Annotated in this window: 15 protein-coding genes and 2 pseudogenes; 11 read left to right on the top strand and 6 right to left on the bottom strand. The window is 57.1% G+C overall.

All coding sequences use genetic code 11. The annotated features are described in order from the left end of the window. Nucleotides 1-5: 5 nt before the first annotated feature. A complete protein-coding gene (locus AC0L6A_RS04635; protein ID WP_473292505.1) occupies nucleotides 6-692 on the bottom strand; it encodes a rhomboid family intramembrane serine protease in 687 nt (228 codons plus the stop codon). Nucleotides 693-789: 97 nt separating this feature from the next. Between AC0L6A_RS04635 and trpS the strand changes: the two are divergent. The 4 genes and pseudogenes from trpS to AC0L6A_RS04615 all read left to right on the top strand — a co-directional run bounded on the left by trpS (nucleotide 790) and on the right by AC0L6A_RS04615 (nucleotide 3,236). After that, nucleotides 790-1,816, top strand: a pseudogene (gene trpS, locus AC0L6A_RS04630) (tryptophan--tRNA ligase). Between the two features lie 124 nt (nucleotides 1,817-1,940). Next, nucleotides 1,941-2,585, top strand: a complete 645-nt coding sequence (locus AC0L6A_RS04625; RefSeq protein ID WP_473292504.1) for a CDGSH iron-sulfur domain-containing protein — start codon at nucleotides 1,941-1,943, stop codon at nucleotides 2,583-2,585. Continuing rightward, complete coding sequence (locus AC0L6A_RS04620) at nucleotides 2,582-2,785, top strand: DUF2461 family protein (protein WP_473292502.1); 204 nt, start codon at nucleotides 2,582-2,584, stop codon at nucleotides 2,783-2,785. Before AC0L6A_RS04625 ends, AC0L6A_RS04620 begins: the two co-directional genes overlap by 4 nt. Further along, a complete protein-coding gene (locus AC0L6A_RS04615; RefSeq protein WP_473292500.1) occupies nucleotides 2,775-3,236 on the top strand; it encodes a DUF2461 family protein in 462 nt (153 codons plus the stop codon). The genes AC0L6A_RS04620 and AC0L6A_RS04615 overlap by 11 nt, the downstream gene beginning before the upstream one ends. An 11-nt stretch (nucleotides 3,237-3,247) precedes the next feature. Here the strand turns inward: AC0L6A_RS04615 and AC0L6A_RS04610 are convergent, their stop codons facing one another. Then, on the bottom strand, nucleotides 3,248-5,044 hold the full coding sequence (locus AC0L6A_RS04610) for an ATP phosphoribosyltransferase regulatory subunit (protein ID WP_473292499.1): 1,797 nt from the start codon (nucleotides 5,042-5,044) through the stop codon (nucleotides 3,248-3,250). Beyond that, nucleotides 5,037-6,512 (bottom strand): histidine--tRNA ligase, encoded by a 1,476-nt coding sequence (hisS, locus tag AC0L6A_RS04605; protein ID WP_473292497.1) that lies wholly within the window; start codon nucleotides 6,510-6,512, stop codon nucleotides 5,037-5,039. The genes AC0L6A_RS04610 and hisS overlap by 8 nt, the downstream gene beginning before the upstream one ends. A 143-nt stretch (nucleotides 6,513-6,655) precedes the next feature. On the opposite strand from hisS, the gene AC0L6A_RS04600 reads away from it, so the two are divergent. Then, nucleotides 6,656-6,865, top strand: coding sequence for a SlyX family protein (locus AC0L6A_RS04600; RefSeq protein WP_473292496.1), 210 nt, complete (start codon nucleotides 6,656-6,658; stop codon nucleotides 6,863-6,865). A gap of 35 nt (nucleotides 6,866-6,900) precedes the next feature. On the opposite strand, the pseudogene dnaE reads toward AC0L6A_RS04600, so the two are convergent. The 3 genes and pseudogenes from dnaE to AC0L6A_RS04585 all read right to left on the bottom strand — a co-directional run bounded on the left by dnaE (nucleotide 6,901) and on the right by AC0L6A_RS04585 (nucleotide 11,698). After that, a pseudogene (dnaE, locus tag AC0L6A_RS04595) lies at nucleotides 6,901-10,417 on the bottom strand (DNA polymerase III subunit alpha). A gap of 43 nt (nucleotides 10,418-10,460) precedes the next feature. Then, the gene (locus AC0L6A_RS04590) at nucleotides 10,461-10,826 is read right to left on the bottom strand and encodes a VOC family protein (protein WP_473292494.1); all 366 of its coding nucleotides are present in this window, start codon (nucleotides 10,824-10,826) and stop codon (nucleotides 10,461-10,463) included. Nucleotides 10,827-10,876: 50 nt separating this feature from the next. Further along, nucleotides 10,877-11,698, bottom strand: coding sequence for a DUF6544 family protein (locus AC0L6A_RS04585; RefSeq protein WP_473292492.1), 822 nt, complete (start codon nucleotides 11,696-11,698; stop codon nucleotides 10,877-10,879). Between the two features lie 189 nt (nucleotides 11,699-11,887). On the opposite strand from AC0L6A_RS04585, the gene xdhA reads away from it, so the two are divergent. The 6 genes from xdhA to AC0L6A_RS04555 are packed head-to-tail and all read left to right on the top strand — an operon-like array spanning nucleotide 11,888 to nucleotide 20,028. Next, complete coding sequence (gene xdhA / locus AC0L6A_RS04580) at nucleotides 11,888-13,252, top strand: xanthine dehydrogenase small subunit (RefSeq protein ID WP_473292490.1); 1,365 nt, start codon at nucleotides 11,888-11,890, stop codon at nucleotides 13,250-13,252. Next, nucleotides 13,249-15,525, top strand: coding sequence for a xanthine dehydrogenase molybdopterin binding subunit (xdhB, locus tag AC0L6A_RS04575; protein WP_473292489.1), 2,277 nt, complete (start codon nucleotides 13,249-13,251; stop codon nucleotides 15,523-15,525). Before xdhA ends, xdhB begins: the two co-directional genes overlap by 4 nt. Beyond that, nucleotides 15,515-16,504: a xanthine dehydrogenase accessory protein XdhC gene (xdhC, locus tag AC0L6A_RS04570; protein WP_473292488.1), complete on the top strand. Its 990-nt coding sequence runs from the start codon at nucleotides 15,515-15,517 to the stop codon at nucleotides 16,502-16,504. The genes xdhB and xdhC overlap by 11 nt, the downstream gene beginning before the upstream one ends. Before the next feature lie 7 nt (nucleotides 16,505-16,511). Next, nucleotides 16,512-18,008, top strand: a complete 1,497-nt coding sequence (locus AC0L6A_RS04565; protein ID WP_473293380.1) for an ABC transporter ATP-binding protein — start codon at nucleotides 16,512-16,514, stop codon at nucleotides 18,006-18,008. Then, the gene (locus tag AC0L6A_RS04560) at nucleotides 18,005-19,093 is read left to right on the top strand and encodes an ABC transporter permease (protein WP_473292487.1); all 1,089 of its coding nucleotides are present in this window, start codon (nucleotides 18,005-18,007) and stop codon (nucleotides 19,091-19,093) included. The genes AC0L6A_RS04565 and AC0L6A_RS04560 overlap by 4 nt, the downstream gene beginning before the upstream one ends. A gap of 11 nt (nucleotides 19,094-19,104) precedes the next feature. Further along, entirely contained in the window at nucleotides 19,105-20,028 is a 924-nt protein-coding gene (locus AC0L6A_RS04555) for an ABC transporter permease (RefSeq protein ID WP_473292486.1), read from the top strand. Nucleotides 20,029-20,037: the final 9 nt, after the last annotated feature.

Here is a 20,037-nt window from a genome sequence, read left to right as displayed (position 1 = left end):
CGGCATTACCGCCGACGCAATCTTTTCAGGACGCGCGACCAGCCACCGGGGCTGACCAGAAAACTCAGACCAAAGCCTGCGACAAATCCAGCAATCTCGGCGACCCAGTTCAGCCCTGCCCCAAACAGCAGTCCGAAGATAAGCTGAATGCCCAGCAAGAAGACGATGATACGGAACGCGGAAAGCTGATTGCCGCCTGTGGCCGACAGTTCAGCCCACAGAATGAAAGTGTACGCTCCAATCAAGCCATAAACCGCCGGGTATCCACCAAACAAAACGACCCCTGTGTCCCAAACCAGCCAATAAGCAAGCGCACCGAAAATCGCAGACCCAAAAAATACGACCAGAAAAGCAAAAGCTGAAAACACTTCACCAACCATTTTTCCAAGTGCCAATAGGAAAACCAAAACGAACAGAAGGTGCATGAAACTTAAGTGCAGGAAGGAATAGGTAAAGAACCGCGCCAAGTCCTTCAGGGGAAAACGTCCATTTTCAACCATCCACGAAAACAATGGCTCACGAAAGCCCCAGTTCTCGATCGTGGTGATGCGCCAACCTGCGGCGTCCGCCCCTCCGATCAGCCCAGCATTGCCGGCCACAAATACAAGTTCGATTCCCACCAGAAACACTGACAGCGCAATGACCACGGGCGGCAATGGATTCACGGGACTTTCTTCTTGGATATGGCTCATTCACTGCTCCTATCCCGGGTTTCTCCGGGCTTTCCTTGACGGTTTCTACACAGCTAGGTAATCGACAAGGGCACATAATTCCAGACGGAGCAAACACATGACCAATCACACGCCGCGCGTATTTTCGGGGGTCAAACCCTCGGGCGGGCTGACCTTGGGCAACTACCTAGGGGCCATCAAGCGATTTGTGGACATGCAGGCACAGGATTTCGAGGCAATCTATTGCGTCGTCGACCTGCATGCCATCACCGTCTGGCAAGACCCGAAAGAGCTGAAAGATGCGACCCGCGAAGTCGCGGCTGGTTATCTGGCCGCTGGCATCGATCCATCAAAATCGGTTCTTTTCAACCAAAGCCAGGTGCCCGCACATGCCGAATTGGCATGGTTGTTTAATTGCGTCGCACGTTTGGGCTGGATGAACCGCATGACGCAGTTCAAGGACAAGGCCGGTAAGAACGCCGAGAAAGCCTCGCTGGGTCTTTATGCCTACCCTGCCCTGATGGCGGCTGACATCCTGCTTTATCATGCCACCCATGTACCTGTGGGCGAGGATCAGAAACAACATGTGGAGTTGACGCGCGACATCGCCGCCAAGTTCAACCACGATTTCGGTGCCGAAGACTTCTTCCCCATGCCCGAACCCATCATCGATGGCCCCGCAACCCGCGTGATGAACCTGCGTGATGGATTCCAAGAAGATGTCGAAGTCGGGTGAAAGTGACATGGAGCGCATCAACATGACGGATGATGCGGACACAATTGTCAAAAAGTTCAAGAAGTCCAAAACCAACTCGGAGCCTCTTCCTGAAACCCTAGAAGGGTTGAAGGGTCGTCCTGAGGCCAAGAACCTTGTTGATATCTACGCGGCACTTTCCGGTCTGACGGGGGAACAGGTGATCGCAGAATATGCCGGTGCTGGTTGGGGTAGATTTAAGCCCGCGCTGGCGGATTTGGCAGTCGACAAGCTTGCTCCGATCTCGACCGAGATGTCACGCTTGATGAACGACAAAGCCGAGATCGACCGTATTCTGGGCGAAGGCGCTGACAAAGCCAACGCCATTGCCCAACCGATCCTTGATCAAGCCTATGACATCACGGGTTTCTTACGCTCGCGCAAACGCTAACGCTGACGCGAAAAGCAAGGCTACAACATGAACGAAGGGCGTCGGAACTCCGACGCCCTTTTTCGTGATTTTGCGAATTTCAGGAATGGCGCTAGGCTGCACATACGCAGCGGGGGAGCCACGTATGAAACGTAAAGAGTATTCTGGACAAGATATAACTGTCACATTTGACTTGAACCGATGCATTCACGCGCGAAATTGCTTTCTTCAACTGCCGGAAGTTTTCGATCCGTCAAAGCGCCCTTGGGTACAGCCTGACAATGCAAGTGCCGAAGAAATCGCCGCGATGATACGCTCGTGTCCATCCGGGGCTTTGGCATTCAAGCGGCCAAGCGGTGTGGAAGAACGCGCGCCAAAAATTAACAGGTTGGCGATCTTGGAAAACGGTCCGTTGATCTTTGCCGGCGATGTCTGCGTCGAAGGCGGCGAACGTGAAAACCGGGTTGCCCTATGTCGCTGTGGATTGTCTAAGAACAAACCCTACTGCGACTACAGCCATGTTGAGGGTGGGTTTGAAGCGACTGGGGAACCAGCCCCTGAGACACCAAAGCAAAACGAAGATGCTGGCGGCCCCGCCAACGTGTCCCGCCGCTCTGACGGGCCATTGATGGTCGATGGAAATCTTGAAATTTGCTCGGGCACAGGTAAACGGATTGGTACGGTCGGCAAGGCGTTTTTATGTCGATGTGGAGCGTCAAAGAACAAGCCGTTCTGTGATGGTAGCCACAAGGCCGCTGGATTTTCCGACCCGCAGGACCCCGCATCATGAATTGGTTCAGCGATGAAACCCTGACGTTTCTTCGTGACCTGTCCCAGAACAATCGCCGCGAATGGTTCGAAGCCAACAAGCAGCGCTATTCGGATCATGTCAAAGACGCGGCCAAACAGTTCTCTGATGCTCTAAATCAGATACTCACAGCAAGATATGCAACCGAGGTGAGCACCCGGATTCTTTCGCATGCACCGTGATCTGCGGTTTTCCAAAGATAAGACACCCTACAACACCCATATCCATATCGGCTTTTCGGATGCGCAAACCGGTGCCAGCTGGATGGTGGGTCTGCAAATGGATCATCTTGTGGTCGGCTTTGGGCAGTTCGCATTTGACAGCAACGTCCTTGAGCATTGGCGCGAGACAGTGGCGGGCCCGCAGGGTGAAGTTCTGACAGAGCTGAATGCGAAAGCCGTCGCAAACAGCCTGAGATTATCAGAGCCAGAATTGAAGCGTATTCCAATGGAATGGGAAGCAGACCACCCCCAAGGCGAGCTGCTTCGCCGCAAAGGGATCGTCTGGTGGAATGATCATGTGCCGCAGCATGAGATTTTTGGGCCAGACGCACCACAAATTATCGCGGACGAACTTGCCGCGATGGACCCCTTACATGACTGGCTGAAACTGGCACTGGACCCCACGCACTAGGTCTAAATCACTTAGACGTGGATGCCCAACTTTTCTGTCAGCGCCGCAAAGCTCGCGCGGGTGTTTTCGTTCCAATCAGCGCTTCGTGCTTTGAACAAGGTCGCTTGCGATTTGTGAACGGGCACGCCAGCTAAAATCTTCAGATGATTGGCGCGCAGAGTTTCCCCAGTCGACGTAATATCGGCTATCGCCTCGGCCGTTTCGTTTTTCACGGTGCCTTCGGTGGCACCCTGACTATCCACCAATTGATAGTCCGCGACACCATGGTCGCGCAGGTGATCGCGGATCAAACGGTGATATTTGGTGGCGATGCGCAGCCGGAATCCGTGTTTGGCGCGGAACGCCGCTGCCACCGCATCCAAGTCGTCCAGAGTGTTCACATCAACCCAGCATTTCGGCACTGCGATCACCAGATCTGCGTGACCAAAGCCCATAAGCGCAAGCTCTGACACTTTATCGGGCCAAGCCGCCAGTTTCTCGCGCACAAGGTCCGACCCGGTCACGCCCAAATGGATGCGGCCGGCGGCCAACTCGCGCGGGATTTCACCGGCTGAAAGCAACACAAGCTCGACACCTTCGATCCCTTTGACGGCCGCCGCGTATTCGCGATCAGACCCTGTACGGGACAGCTCAATGCCGCGCGCACCGAACCAATCAAAGGTTTTCTCCATCAGGCGGCCCTTAGAGGGCACTCCAAGCTTCAACGTCATGCTTTGTCCCCCGCACCAAGTTCCAACAGAAGCTCCGGCCGAATGACCCCACCAACTGCTGGGTATCTCACCGCTGCCATTTTGATTGCCCAAAACGCGGGTCAGCGCATCATAGCGCCCGCCGGTTGCAACGGGTGGCAGGTCTGGGCGCGCTTCGGCGTAGAAACCGAAGACAAACCCGTCATAATACTCCATCGACGTGCGTCCATAGCTGCCTTCGAAATCGAGTGTATCGACATCCACGCCACGCTTAACCAGCGCTTCGGCACGCGCTTCCAAGCGGTCAACGGCATCTGCGATTGCGGGCATGTCCACTGCGATATCGCGCAAATGCTCCAGCACATTCGACGTGGTCTCGCGCAGGGCCAGAAGGTCATCCAGCAGTTCGACCTCTTGCGTTGAGATCGCGGCCGCAGCAGCGTCTTCGCGCAACGCGTCAACACGCTCAGATATTTCGGCAGAGCTGCGCAGGCCGATTTGCGGCCCGGCATCGATCATCGGATCTCCTTGCGCCAACAGCGCCTCGCGGCCTTCCGGCAAAGACGCGCGGCCTGCGAACCTGTCTAGAAGCGCACGGAACCGGCGCGGACGCCAGATATGACGCAACAGGGCGGCTTTGCGGCGATCGGTCGTTTTCAAGCCACGCACGGCAGCCAGCAGAAGACCCATATCCCCAGTAGCCGCACGCAATGACAATGGTTCCAGCGCTTCGCGGATTAGGGCAAAAACCTCAGCGTCCGCATCGATCGGCGCGTCACGATCGAACACCTCGTATCCCACTTGGAAATACTCTGGTGCTCGTTCGGCGACTTGCTCCTGCGCGCGGAACACCTCGCCCATATAGGTATAGCGCGCTGGTTCTGCCCCCTCGGCCATGTGCATTTGCACCACTGGCACGGTGAAGTCTGGGCGCAGCATAACCTCGCCGCGAATTGGGTCATGACTTACGAACGCGCGGCCGCGAATATCTTCGCCATAAAGGTCCAGAAGTGTGCCAGCGGGCTGCAGGATATCAGCTTCGACAACCTGTGCCCCGTTCGTTTCAAAGAAGCCCCTTAGCCGCGTTGCTTCGGCCCGGATTTGTGCCTTGTCAGTCATCAGACGCCTCGATGATATCGCGCACTTTGGCGACCAGTTCAGAGCGATCACATTCGAACTGGCTGGGGCGCTCTTTCCATTCCTCAAGCGTGGCGCTTTCGGCAATCTTTGCACCCAACACCAGATCCTTGACCTGGACCTTTCCGGCATCAAACTCATCCGAGCCTGCGATCACTGCGACGGGTGAGTTGCGCTTGTCGGCATATTTCAACTGGTTGCCGAAATTCTTAGGGTTGCCCAGATAGACTTCGGCCCGGATGCCCGCGTTGCGCAGCTCGGACACCATGGACTGATAATCCGCCAGACGCGCCTTATCCATGACGGTCACGACGACCGGACCAATGGCCTTGCCGTCCATGCGTCCCTTGGCGCGAAGCGCCGCCAGCAAACGATCAACACCGATTGAGATGCCCGTTGCCGGAACCGCTTGGCCTGTGAAGCGCTTGACCAAATCGTCATAACGACCACCACCCGCGACTGAACCGAACTGACGCGGACGGCCCTTTTCGTCGAGGATTTCGAAGGTCAGTTCAGCCTCGAACACCGGGCCAGTGTAATAGCCAAGGCCGCGCACGACCGAGGGATCAATCTCGATCCGGTCGGGGCCGTAACCTTGGGCAGAGAGGAGCTTCGCGATCTCTTCCAGCTCGGCGATACCCTCGGCACCAATCACGCTATCCCCCACAGCGACGCGGAGGTTCGACAGGGTTTCCTCTGCCGTTGCACCTTTCGAAGTCAGGAAGGCCAACACCGGTTCCGCCTGTTCATCAGACAGCCCAACACCGTCGATATAGGCACCTGACGCATCCAATCGCCCTTTGCCCAGAAGCTCGCGCACGCCAGCCTTTCCAACCTTGTCGAACTTGTCGATGGTGCGCAGCACTGCATCGCGCACAGGGCCGTCTTCGACCCTCATGACTTCCAAGACACCGTTCATTACTTTGCGGTTGTTCACGCGCACCAGATAGTCACCGCGTGGGATGCCGACGGTTTCCAGAGTGTCGGCCAAAAGCGCGCAGATCTCGGCGTCTGCCGCCATACTTGCCGTGCCAACAGTATCCGCATCACATTGATAAAACTGACGGAAACGTCCCGGTCCAGGCTTTTCATTGCGCCAGACCGGACCCATCGCATAGCGGCGATATGGCGATGGAAGATCATTGCGATGCTGGGCATAAACACGCGCCAACGGTGCCGTCATGTCATAGCGCAACGCCATCCAGTTCTCGTCTTCGTCCTGCCAGGCGAACACACCTTCGTTCGGGCGGTCCACATCGGGAAGGAACTTGCCCAGCGCCTCGACCGTTTCTACAGCCGAGCTTTCCAGCGCGTCAAAACCATAGCGATGGTAAACCGCCGCGATCTGGTCGAGCATCAGTTTGCGCTCGTCCACTTCCGCTCCGAAATAGTCGCGAAATCCCTTGGGTGTGATTGCCTTGGGGCGGGGCTGTTTTTTCTGCTTGGCCATGACTGGTCCCAGTTCCGATAAGTGTCGCGGGCGGTCTAGCGGATGGGGGCGTCAGGGGCAAGGAAAGCCTGCAATTGCGCGCGCAATCCAGCTTGTGAGAAAAAGCGCTGGGTCTTGACCGTGACCCACGTTATGACGACACCATGACACAAGATCGCATCACCCAGCTGGAAGAAACCGTCGCCCATCTTAGCCTAACCGTGGATGAGCTGAACGAGGTTGTCACAAAACAGGACGCCGAATTGGCGCGTGTGTCACATCTTGTGCGCATCCTGACGGAACGCGAAGCCGAACGCGAACAAGGCAATTCTGGGGGTGTTGTTCTGGGCGATGAACGGCCACCGCATTATTAAGGCATGTTGGCGTCCATCAACCTGCTGAGCTTTTGTTAGACCTCTTCCACATCAATCACCCCATTTAGTGATTTCAGCGCGCCCTTAATTTGCGGGTTAAGCGGGTAGGATTGTCCAAGGGTCATTTCGACCTCGCCCGGCAGGCTGGGGTCCATCAAACAGACGGAAACTTCGCCGGGCCGCACGTTCCGAGCTTTTTCGGCAGCATCGTTTAACAGCGTTGCGACTTGTTCCAACACGGACGGTTCCTCAAGATACAGCTTCAACGCCATGCCGCCCACATCCGAAACCACGTTGTCGATCGGTGATATCGACCGCGCCAACAGCTTTAGTTGTTCTGCTTCCATCGTGGCTTCGACCGTCACGACCACGTTGGCCCCTGTCTCAAGATAATCGCGGCATTTTTCAAGTGCCTCCGAGAAAATCGTGACTTCGTATTGTCCTGTCGGATCAGTTAGTTGCGCGAAGGCAAAACGGTTGCCGCGTGCGGATTTGCGTTCTTGCCGCCCGGCCACAGTGCCTGCAATCTTGGCGATGGATGCACCGCGTTCAGCTTTCTTTTCCAGCTCGGCCAACGACATAACCTGCTTGCGTTTCAGCGCTGCCATATAGTCATCCAGCGGGTGGCCCGACAGGTAAAAACCAATCGCCTTTTGCTCTTCCGCCAGCCGTTCGCTGGGCAACCAGTCCCCCACGGGCGACAGGCGCGGCTCGGGCAAATCATCGCCCGCTTCCCCAAACAACGACACCTGATTTGAGGCACGTTGTTCATGAATTGCTGTGGAATAGCCAACCAGCCCATCCAAGCTGTCGAAGATGCGTCGGCGGTTTTTGTCCAGCTGATCAAAGGCACCGGCGCGGGCCAGCATCTCCATCGGGCGCTTGCCGACACGTTTCAGATCCACGCGACGGGCAAAGTCGAACAGCGTGGCGAAAGGTTTGTCGACGCCGTCCACTTTGCGGCCTTCGACCACCAGTTTCATCGCTTCGACGCCCACGTTCTTTAGGGCGCCCAACCCATAGACGACCTTGCCGTCTTTCACGCTGAACATCTCAAGCGAGCGGTTCACGCAGGGCGGCACGATCTCGATATCCATGCCGCGCCGCACTTCGTTGGCATAGACGGACAGTTTATCGGTCAGGTGGATATCACAGTTCATCACGCCGGCCATAAACTCGACCGGATGATTGGCTTTCAGCCATGCAGTCTGATAGCTGACCACCGCATAGGCAGCGGCGTGGGATTTGTTGAAACCGTAGTTGGCGAACTTTTCAAGAAGATCGAAAACTTCCGAGGCCTTCTTGGCGGGCACGCCATTTTCGGCAGCACCTTTTTCAAACTTGGGACGTTCAGCGTCCATCGCCTCTTTGATTTTCTTACCCATCGCGCGGCGCAGTAGGTCAGCGCCGCCAAGCGAGTAGCCCGCCATGACCTGCGCGATCTGCATAACCTGTTCCTGATAAACGATAATTCCTTGAGTTTCCTCAAGAATATGGTCGATCAGGGGGTGGACAGACTCGATTTCTTTCAGCCCGTTCTTGACCTCGCAATAGGTCGGGATGTTCTCCATCGGGCCGGGACGATACAGCGCCACCAGCGCCACGATGTCTTCAATACAGGTCGGTTTCATGCGCCGTAGCGCGTCCATCATGCCAGTCGATTCCACTTGGAACACGGCGACGGTTTTGGCGGCTGCATAGAGCTTGTAAGTAGGTTCGTCATCCAACGGGATGGCGTTGATTTCGTTCACCGCACCTTCGGGCGGTTCGTACAGGTGATCACCATTCGGTCCCGTATGGATGTCCCGACCCTGCCCCCGGATCAGGTCCACAGCATTCTGAATCACGGTAAGCGTTTTCAGACCCAGAAAGTCGAATTTTACCAATCCGGCCTGTTCCACCCATTTCATGTTGAACTGGGTCGCGGGCATGTCGGAGCGGGGATCTTGATACAGAGGCACAAGCGCATCCAAGGGACGGTCCCCAATCACCACGCCCGCCGCGTGGGTTGAGGCATTGCGAAGCAACCCTTCGATCTGTTGACCATATGTCAAAAGTCGTTGCACGACCTCTTCGGCACGCGCTTCTTCGCGCAGGCGCGGTTCATCCGCCAACGCCTTTTCGATCGAAACGGGCTTCACCCCTTCAACCGGGATCATCTTCGACAAACGATCCACCTGCCCGTAAGGCATCTGTAGCACCCGCCCAACGTCACGAACTGCCGCCTTGGACAACAACGCACCGAAGGTGATGATCTGCCCAACCTTGTCGCGACCGTATTTTTCCTGAACGTAACGGATCACCTCTTCACGGCGATCCATGCAAAAATCGATATCGAAGTCAGGCATCGACACACGTTCGGGATTGAGGAAGCGTTCGAAGAGAAGCGAATAGCGCAGCGGATCAAGGTCAGTAATCAACAGGGCATAGGCAACAAGGCTACCTGCACCCGAGCCACGGCCCGGCCCCACCGGGATACCTTTATCTTTGCTCCACTTGATGAAATCAGCAACGATTAGGAAATAGCCTGGAAAGCCCATGCCTTCGATGATGCCCAGCTCAAAATCCAGGCGCTCCTTGTAGTCTTCGACGCTGACGGCGTGGGGGATCATCGAAAGCCGATATTCCAAACCCGCCTCGGCCTGTCGCCGCAATTCGGCGACCTCGTCATCCGCAAACTTCGGCAAGATCGGATCGCGGCGATAGGCCATAAAGGCGCATCGGCGCGCAATTTCCACCGTATTTTCAATCGCCTCGGGCAAATCCGCAAACAGCGTGATCATTTCCTCAGGGCTTTTGAAATAGTGCTGCGGGGTCAGACGGCGACGCCCGTCTTGCTGATCCACATAGGCACCTTCTTTGATGCAGATCAGTGCATCATGGGCTTCATAAAGCTTTTGGGCGGGGAAGTAGACGTCATTGGTGGCAACCAGCGGGATGCCCATCGCATATGCCATTTCAACAAAACCGCGTTCGGTCAGGCGTTCGGGTTCTGTCGGCTGTCCACCCTCACCGGGGTGGCGCTGCAGCTCGACATAAAGGCGGTCACTATAGATCGTGTGAAGCTTGCGCATCAGGGCTTCGGCCTTATCGCGCTGACCGTTTTGAAGAAGTTGACCGACCGGCCCTTCCGCCCCACCCGTCAGGCAAATCACACCTTCGGAGTTCGCTTCGAGTATCCTCTAATGTCACCTGAGGCTGCGCGCCGTCTTTATCAACATAGAGGCAGGTGTTCAGCCTCATCAGGCCCTCATACCCGACCTCGGTTTGGGCCAGCAAAACTACGGCAGCCGGGGCTTTGGGGGCTTCTCCCGGTTCGGATGGGTCATAGCAGACATCAACCTGACACCCGATGATCGGCTGCACACCTTCATCTGAGGCCGTCACGGAAAACTCCAGCGCCGCAAACATGTTGTTCGTATCCGTCATAGCGACGGCCGGCATGCCATGTGCTGCGCAAAGACCGGGCAATTTCTTAACGTGGACTGCGCCTTCCAGAAGCGAATACTGGGTGTGCGTGCGAAGGTGAATGAATCGGGGTTGGCTGCTCATTGCGACAAGTTAGACGAGCGGACAGAGTTCTGGAAGAGAGCGTTTACGTTTTGACGCGCTCAAGGCATTCAATTCGATTCCCGAACGGGTCTTCGGTGTAGAATCGATGATAGTCAGGCAGCTTTTCATCCCAAAGGACTGGGCAGCCGGCCTGTTCCAATTGGTCACCAAGCTCATCTAAACCTGCAACTTCGAAGGCTGGATGTGCTTTGCGCGCTGGCTGAAACGGAGTTTCAACTCCAAGATGAACACGCAAGTTCCCAAGGCAAAACCAGACGCCGCCGCGCCCATGCAAGGTTTCCGGTTTCGGTTCTTCCGTCAGCCCAAGCAAATCAGTGTAAAACGAACGGGCCTCATCCTCGCGCCCTTTGGGCATCGCAAGTTGCACATGATGGAGGTTCAGGAGCATGGTACAGGCCTTTGATATTCGGTATACATTTGCATACTAAATCAAAAATTTCAACCCGCACCGCCGTCGCAGAGGCCTAGCCGGCCCCGCCAATAGCCTTCATAACCATCAGAATAGTCGTAGCCCACTTCACCACTGATCGGCACCCGCCGCCCGTCGAACATTGCGTAGTTCGAGTAGGTCCCGCGCCAATCCAACAGCATCAGTTTGCCATTGCTATCCTTTGCAGGGCGTTCTTTCGCCTGCATCCCAACTATGTCGCCTTCCGCGTCAAATCGGAACGTCACACGCGCCTCTTTGTCCCCAACAGGCAAGTTGACATCAACGCGATCATCGGCGATCTGCTGCCAGATGACATGTTGGTTTGCGAGGATGGAATCGGGAAACCATGGCAGCTCGGCAAGGTAACGCATCGCTTCGCCCCGGTCTGCTTCGACACCGGTTTCCCGCCCCATGGGCCAGGCGCCCAGAAGCCGCACCTCAAGCTCTCCTGTCCCCTGAACAAACCGGTCAAGTACTCGGACCACGGGCACAGGACCAAGCCGCATAGTGGCCGACCAAACAAAGCCGGGTTCCGTGGCCGACACGATCTGGCGCGCCGTCATTGGTTGCCAATCCGCCCCCTTCGAAAGGCGCATTTCAACATCTTGCGTCACGCATAGGCTTGTCCGTATTTGGTCATCCCCCGCCATACCCTTCTGGGCAAAGTTGGTAACAATCGCAGGCAAGTCAGTACGCATTTTCCCAGTTGCATCGCGCTGCAAATACTCAGAAAGACCCCGTATCTTTGCGGCAAACCGAAACCCTAGAAACAGCTGCCCGATCAATAGGATAGCTGCAATCAGCAGCAGTATGAATCCAAATGTCTTCATCGCAACCTCCACCTAATACTTAGAGGCTTTAGGATTGATTTGGGTTGATCGTGATCAAGGATTTCCTTGCTTCACAAGCGATTCTCGGTTTTCCTATTCCGACATCAAGAATAACCCGCGCGTTTTCTACGCCGCATCGAAGACGCCAATAGCGGGGCCACCAACAGGGTAAGGCGGCAGGACTATTTAATGACTATCACCTTTCTTCTGAATGGAGAGAGCGTGACCCTGCGCGATGTCGACCCGACGCAATCCACGCTTAACTGGCTGCGAGAAAATCGCGGACTGACCGGAACCAAAGAAGGCTGCAACGAAGGTGATTGCGGTGCTTGCACTGTCATGGTGCAGGATGCGGACGGGGCAAAAGCCGTGAATGCCTGCATCCTCTTTTTGGGCCAGCTGGATGGAAAAGCCGTCACCACAGTCGAAGCGTTGGCGGGTGACGATGGCCTGCATCCTGTGCAAACAGCCTTGATTGAAGAACATGGATCGCAGTGCGGGTTCTGTACGCCGGGGATCGCTGTGTCGTTGGCAACGGCACATCTGAACGGCGACAAGGCACATGATGATGTGTTGGCTGGGAATCTGTGCCGGTGCACGGGCTACGCCCCGATTGTGCGCGCCGCCGAAAAAGCCAGTGAACAACCCTCGCCCGTACAATTTTCCCAAACACCAGAATTGCCAACCGTGCATGGCGACGATCCCATGCAGCCGAAAGACAGTGATGGCTTGGCGAAAGCGTTGATGGAACATCCGCATGCAACATTGGTGGCCGGGGCGACAGATGTTGGGCTTTGGACCACAAAGGTGCTGAAGGACATCCGTCCAGCGATCTTTCTTGGGGGCGTTTCGGACCTAAAACAGGTCGAGATCACGGACACACATATACATATCGGCGCTGGCGTTAGTGTCGAAGACCTGCGTCGGTTGATGCAGGGTCACCACGCGCAATTTGCAGAAATGCTGCGCCGCTTTGCCTCGCTCCAGGTGCGCAATGTGGCGACGATAGGCGGCAACATTGCCAATGGCTCTCCGATTGGGGATGGGCCACCCCCGCTTATTGCTCTTGGTGCAACGCTTCATTTGCGGCGCGGTGACATGCGCCGTCAGATCGCGTTAGAGGATTTCTTCATAGAATACGGCAAACAGGACCGTCAGGCCGGTGAATTTGTCGAGGCGATCTCGATCCCGCGTCAGGCGGATCAGCTTCGGGTCTACAAACTGTCCAAACGGTTCGATCAGGATATCTCGGCCGTTCTGGGCGCGTTCAACATCAGCGTTAAGGATGGCACAGTCACCTCTGCCCGAATTGTATTTGGCGGCATGGCCGGAACGCCGAAACGCGCCAGCCATGTCGAAGCCGCGTTGACAGGACAGCCGTGGGACCTTGCCAACATCCAGTCTGCGTCCAAAGTATTTGCCAATGATTATCAGCCACTAACTGACATGCGGGCCGCGGCGGACTATCGACTGCAGGCTTGCCAGAACATGTTGATCCGGTGTTTTCACGAGGATCAGGGCACTGCGTCTTCAGTGCTGGAGGTGACGTCATGAGCGCTGGAATATCCTTACCCCATGACGCAGCCGCCCTTCATGTGACGGGGGCTGCACGTTATGTGGACGACATCCCCACGCCTTCAAACTGCTTGCATCTTGCCTTTGGATTAAGCGATACCGCGCGCGGGATCATCACGCGGGCTGACCTGTCCAAGGTACGGACCGCAGTGGGAGTGGTCGCGGTCCTGACCGCTGCGGATTTGCCTTTTGACAACGACGTCTCACCCTCGGCCCATGACGAACCACTTTTGGCACAGGGCGAGGTCTTCTATCACGGACAGCCTATTTTTCTTGTGGTCGCAACCAGCCATTTGGCCGCGCGAAAGGCCGCTCGTCTGGGCGAGATCACAATCGATCCCCGCCCTGCCATTCTGTCTATTGATGATGCCATGGCCGCAAACAGCCGGTTCGAAGACGGGCCGGTTATCTGGACACGAGGGAACGCCGAAGACGCGCTTTCAACAGCCCCTCATGTCATCGAGGGCAGTTTTGAGTTGGGCGGGCAAGAACACTTCTATCTGGAAGGACAAGCCGCACTGGCAGTGCCGAACGAGGACGGGGATATGCTGGTCCACAGCTCGACCCAACACCCGACCGAAATTCAGCACAAAGTGGCCGAGGCCATCGGCAAACCTATGCATGCGGTACGTGTTGAAACACGGCGCATGGGCGGGGGATTTGGCGGCAAGGAAAGCCAAGGCAACGCGCTGGCGGTCGGCTGCGCCATCGCCGCGCGGCAGACCGGGCAACCCTGCAAAATGCGCTATGATCGGGATGATGACATGGTCATCACCGGCAAGCGGCATGACTTCCGCATTTCCTATCGCGCGGGCGTCGATGATGAGGGGCGATTGGTAGCGCTGGATGTCACACAAATGACTCGCTGCGGCTGGGCGCAGGACCTATCCCTGCCCGTTGCAGATCGTGCCATGCTGCATGCGGACAACGCCTATTTCCTGTCCGATGTCCGGATCGAAAGCCATCGTTTGAAAACGCACACGGCCTCGGCGACAGCATATCGTGGATTTGGTGGGCCGCAGGGCGTTTTTGGGATCGAGCGGATTTTGGATCACGTCGCGCAAGTGCGCGGGCTGGACCCCAAAAGCGTGCGGCGCGTGAATTACTATCGCGACGGGCAGACGACCCACTATGGACAAGAGATTCAGGGATTTCACATCCCGGCCATGACCGATGCGCTGCTAGAACGCGCCGATTACACCCGTCGCAAAAACGAGATCGCGACGTTCAACGCTGAAAACCCGCTGCTGAAAAAGGGGCTGGCGTTCTCACCCGTTAAGTTTGGGATCAGCTTCACGCTGACCCATCTGAATCAGGCTGGCGCATTGGTTCATGTGTATCAGGACGGCTCGATCCAGATGAACCATGGCGGCACCGAAATGGGACAAGGGCTGTTTCAAAAGGTGGCGCAAGTCGCTGCCCGTAGCTTTGGCGTGCCGTTGGGCCTTGTGAAAATCACGGCGACGGATACAGCGAAGGTGCCCAATACCTCGGCCACGGCAGCATCGTCGGGATCGGACCTAAATGGCATGGCCGTGCAGAAAGCTTGCCTTACTATACGCGAGCGTATGGCTGAGCATTTGGCACAGCTTTGGCAATGCAGCGCTGCCGAAATCACTTTCGCGGATGGAGACGTCCACGGCCCAGCGCAGAGCATTGCTTTCCAAGAGGCTGCAAAGCTTGCCTATGAAGCACGGGTCAGCCTGTCAGCAACCGGGTTCTATAAAACGCCCGAGATCACGTGGGATCGGGTCAAAGGACAAGGTCGGCCGTTTTTCTATTTTGCCCATGGCGTCGCCTTGTCCGAAGTGGTGATCGACACTTTGACGGGCGAGAACCGCGTGTTGCGGGCCGATATCTTGCATGACGCAGGCACCAGCCTGAACCCGGCGCTGGATATCGGACAGGTCGAAGGTGGCTATGTGCAAGGCGTGGGGTGGCTGACGACTGAGGAACTCGTTTGGGATGACAAGGGCGTGCTGCGCACCCATGCGCCATCCACCTACAAAATCCCGGTGTGTTCGGACCGCCCCCGTGTATTCAACGTGGACCTTTGGGACCAACCCAACCACGAAGAAACTATTTTTCGATCAAAGGCCGTAGGAGAGCCGCCCTTCATGCTTGGCATCTCAGCCTGGTTGGCGTTGGCAGATGCCGTTTCGTCTTGTGGCGAAGGCTTCCATGACATGAACGCGCCCGCAACAGCACAAGAGGTTCTGGCAGCGGTCGAAAGGGTGCGCGATGGCGATTGATCTGACCTCCCTCCGCGAAGCACTTGCGAACCATCCCGCTGTGGTACGTGTGGTGGTGGCAGACACTGCCGGTTCGACCCCACGCGAGGTTGGCGCAGCTATGCTGGTCTGGCAGGAGGATCAATCCGGCACAATCGGTGGCGGAGAGTTGGAATTCCGCGCCGCGAAAGCAGCACGCCAGCAGTTGGCAGATGGCACGAAGCAGACCATCCAGCGTTTGCCCCTTGGCCCGGCTTTGGGCCAGTGCTGCGGCGGAGCGGTCACGATCTTGTCCGAAATCTATAGCGCAGATGACCTGATCGCCCTTCAGGACGCCCCCGTGCATGCGCGCCCGGTCGGAGGTCAATCCGACATGCCCCTTGCAGTAAAACGGTTGATCGCGACAGCACGCAATCAAGGCACCAAACCCACCGCTGAATTGCTGCAAGGCTGGATGGTGGAGCCGATCGCACATCCGAGCGAACCCGTTTGGATCTACGGTGCTGGACATGTGGGACGCGCGTTGGTTGCCACTCTGTCCCCATTGCCCGACCTTGCCGTAACTTGGGTCGACGTGGCGTCAGACCGCTTTCCAGAAACACTGCCCGAGAACGTCACCTGCCTGCCCGCGCCTGACCCGGCCAAAGCAGTAGGCCTTGCACCCAACACCGCACACCACCTTGTGCTGACCTATAGCCATGTCATGGATCTTGAGATCTGCCATGCGATTCTGTCGCACGACTTTGCGAGCGCTGGCTTAATCGGATCAGCAACGAAATGGACACGTTTCCGTCGCCGCCTTAACGCTTTGGGACACGGCATAGGTGAAATTGACCGGATTGCCTGCCCAATTGGCGACCCGAGCCTTGGAAAACACCCTCAGGCCATTGCCGTAGGGGTTGCGTCCGCGCTACTTAAGAGCGTGGCATATAACAATAAATCAAACACCACACACCACGACAGGGGGATGTCATTTGACAGGGGATTTGCGCCAAGCTGATGCGCTGATGACGTTGGAGGGTCTGACCAAGGCCTATCCCGGCGTTGTCGCCAATGATCAGGTCTCGTTTTCGCTGCTGCCCGGCGAAGTTCACGCCCTTTTGGGTGAAAACGGCGCGGGTAAATCGACCCTCGTCAAAATGATCTACGGGTTGGTGAAACCTGATGCGGGTCAAATGACCCTGAAGGGCGAAACCTTTACTCCTGTGAACCCAGCCGCAGCACGCGCGGCGGGTGTGGCGATGGTATTCCAACATTTCAGCCTGTTTGATGCGTTGTCAGTGGCCGAGAACATCGCGCTTGGCATGGACAACCCACCGTCCCCGCGCGAACTGTCCGCCCGTATCCGCGAGGTAAGCCAGGCCTATGGGCTTCCGTTAGATCCAGAGCGCACCGTGGGCGATCTATCGGCAGGCGAACGTCAGCGGGTCGAGATCATTCGCTGCCTGCTTCAGAACCCCAAGCTTCTGATCATGGACGAACCGACCAGTGTTTTAACCCCGCAAGAGGTTGAAATCCTTTTCGAAACTCTGCGCAAGCTGACCGCCGAAGGCACCGCGATCCTCTATATCTCGCACAAGTTGGAAGAAATTCGCAGCCTGTGTGAGCACGCTACGATCCTGCGTCATGGTGTGGTGGTCGACACGTGCGACCCGCGCGAAAAATCTGCCCGCGAACTGGCCGAGATGATGGTCGGCGACACGCTTCATGTGCCGACGCGAGAGCAATGGGAACCGGGCGCAGAGGCGTTGTCGCTTGACGGCGTTTCTATGGCCTCTCCCAACGAGTTCGGCGTGAACCTAAGAAATGTGAGCCTGACCGTACGCAAGGGCGAGGTGCTTGGGATCGGCGGCGTGGCGGGCAATGGGCAGGACGAACTGCTTGCCGTTCTGTCGGGCGAGGCGCGCGCCAACACGGGCTCAATCAAACTGGCCGGTGACGAGATCAACACCTTGCCACCCAACGCGCGACGTGCGCGCGGGTTGCTTACCGCACCCGAAGAGCGGCTGGGCCATTCGGCTGCCCCCGAGATGAGCTTGACCGAAAACGCTCTGCTTACCGGCGCGGTGCGCGAGAACCTTGTGGAACGCGGGTTCCTGCGTTGGGGCAAAGCTGAAAGCTTCGCCCGCCGTATCATCGAAGCTTTCGATGTGCGCACGCCGGGAACCGAAAATGCAGCGGGATCACTGTCCGGTGGCAACCTGCAAAAATTCGTCATTGGCCGTGAGGTGTTGCAAGACCCTGACGTGCTGGTTGTGAACCAGCCCACATGGGGCGTGGATGCAGCCGCTGCGGCCTCGATCCGGCAGTCCTTGCTGGATTTGGCCCATAAGGGTGCCGCCGTGATCGTGATCAGTCAGGATCTGGATGAGCTGATGGAAATTGCCGACCGCTTTACGGCATTGAACGAAGGGCGCGTGGCCAACCCCGTGCCGACCCAGAACCTAAGCGTCGAGGAAATCGGCCTTATGATGGGTGGTGGAGAAGGTGAGGTGGCCGCATGATCCGTCTTGAGAAACGACCGCGCCCCTCGAAGCTATGGGCAACGATGACCCCAGTCCTTGCGGTGATCGCAACAATGATCGCTGGCGGCATCATGTTCTGGATGCTGGGCAAAGACCCGTTCGAGGCCATTCGCACAATCTTCTGGGATCCATTGTTTCACGAGACTTTCGGCCCCTATTCACGGCCACAACTTCTGGTGAAAGCCGCCCCTCTGATCTTGATCGCCATCGGCCTGTCGTTGGGCTTTCGCGCAGGCATCTGGAACATCGGGGCCGAGGGTCAGTACATCATGGGTGCCATCTGTGGCGCTGCCGTGGGGCTGGCGTTCTATCCTTCTGAAAGCATGCTCATTTTCCCGGCCATGGTGCTGGCAGGCGCGATTGGCGGTTGGGCTTGGGCAATGATCCCTGGGCTTTTGAAAGTGAAATTCGGCACCAATGAAATCCTTGTCAGCCTGATGCTGGTTTATGTGGCCGAGAACCTTTTGGCCTCGGTCAGTCAGGGGCTGTTGAAGAACCCCGACGGGATGGGCTTCCCCGGATCGCGCAACTTCCGCGACTTCCCAGCGGCCTATAATACCGAGATCTTCACGGGCACCGGAATGCACTGGGGCGTGGCCGCAGCCTTCATCGCGGTGATCCTGTCTTACATCCTTTTGACCCGCCACATGCTGGGCTTTCAGGTGCGACTGGCAGGCGAGGCCCCGCGCGCAGCACGATTTGCAGGCGTGAACCCCACCCGTTTGGTACTGTTTTGCCTTGGCACATCAGGCGCGTTGGCCGGTCTGGCGGGGCTGTTCGAAGTGTCCGGTCCTGCGGGACAGGTCACCATCGACTTCAACTCGGGCTATGGCTTTACCGCAATTATCGTGGCTTTCCTTGGTCGATTGCATCCGGTCGGCATCTTGCTGGCGGGTCTTCTGATGGCGTTGACCTACATTGGCGGAGAGCTGGCGCAGCTCATGCTGGGACTTCCCGGCGCAGCGATCCAGATGTTCCAAGGCATGTTGATGTTCTTCCTTTTGGCGATGGACATGCTGTCACACTACAGGCTGCGGCTTAAACGCCCGGCACCGGCACAATAGGAGCGACGATCATGGACCTAGGACAAATCAATCCGATCCTGCTTTTGGCCTCGCTCATGGTGGCGGCCACCCCGATCCTTCTGGCTGCCATTGGCGAAGCCGTGGTCGAAAAATCCGGCGCCCTGAACCTTGGGGTTGAGGGCATGATGATCACCGGTGCTGTGGTGGGTTTTGCCATTGGGGTAAACACTCAAGCCCCGGCACTTGGATTTGTTTCTGCAGCCATTGCGGGGGCAGCTCTTTCGATGCTTTTTGGCCTTTTGGTGCTTTACCTTAAGTCCAACCAGGTGGCGACCGGACTTGGCCTGACGCTCTTCGGCCTTGGCCTATCGGCTCTGATTGGCAAGCCCTACGAAGGGATCAAAGCCCCTACGATGGCGAAGTGGGAAATCCCGCTTTTGTCGGATATCCCGGTGCTTGGCCCGATCCTCTTCAAACACGATCCTATGGTCTATGTCAGCCTGATCATCATTGCGGCGACGTGGTATGTGCTGACCAAAACCCGTGCTGGCCTCATCCTGCGTGGCGTCGGTGAAAACCACGACGCAGCCCATGCGCTTGGCTACAAAGTGAACCGCGTGCGCCTGATGGCGATCGCTTTCGGGGGTGCCTGTGCGGGCCTTGGCGGAGCTTACATCAGCCTTGTGCGGGTACCGCAATGGGTCGAAGGCATGACCGCAGGCGCAGGCTGGATCGCTTTGGCCATCGTGGTCTTCGCAAGCTGGCGGCCGTGGCGGGTTTTGCTGGGTGCCTACCTCTTTGGCGGCATCACGGTACTGCAGCTGAACTTGCAGGCAGCCGGTGTCGCGCTTCCCGTCGAAGTCTTGGCGATGAGCCCCTATGTGGTGACAATCCTTGTGCTTGTCGGTATCTCGTTCAAAGGAAACCACGGGGCACCCGGATCGTTGGGCCGCAGTTTCCACGCCACGCATTAAGGGACGTTT

This window comes from Aliiroseovarius sp. D2-2, from assembly GCF_055809455.1.
This window is presented reverse-complemented; position numbering and strand designations above follow the sequence as displayed.